Source organism: Pseudomonas sp. EA_65y_Pfl1_P113 (genome assembly GCF_963970525.1).
Classification (GTDB): Bacteria; Pseudomonadota; Gammaproteobacteria; order Pseudomonadales; family Pseudomonadaceae; genus Aquipseudomonas; species Aquipseudomonas tritici.
Window position 1 is genome coordinate 1 of sequence record NZ_CAXAQM010000679.1, and the last position, 432, is coordinate 432.

General features: G+C 65.3%; 1 protein-coding gene. It reads left to right on the top strand.

Annotation, left to right across the window (positions count from 1 at the left end):
• Positions 1–236: 236 nt before the first annotated feature.
• The coding region (locus tag AACY52_RS31690; protein ID WP_339561609.1) for a hypothetical protein at positions 237–432 on the top strand (196 nt) is incomplete at its 3' end.

The following is a 432-nucleotide window of genomic DNA, read 5'->3' on the forward strand; positions in this document are numbered from 1 at the left end:
TTAAATGGTCGGCCCCGCATCCGCGCCGACACCCCCGACTGCGCGATCCTCTCGGGGTACGCTCCCTCTACACATTGGCGTCCCGAACCAAAGATCGGGAAAGTGGACCACGCCACACCCTCGCAAACGGCCACGGCCGTCACGCAATCTAGTGTGTTGGTCATATGGCACACTTCTCGCATGGACTCCGAAGCGGGCGGCGGCAAATCCATGCCCCGGCCGCTTGGAGATCCGCCATGAGCCTGACCGCCCACCTGATCGCACTCGCCGCCGTCGCCGCGTCACCGCACTCTGCGCCACGCCGAAGCACCATCACCGAAACCTACCGGGTAACCTATAAAGCGGACCGAGATGTCTATTGCATTCGCTTCTTCGCCGATGCGTCGCCCGCCGATCCACGCCCGGGCACGCCGCCCGACCCGTGCCGCACCC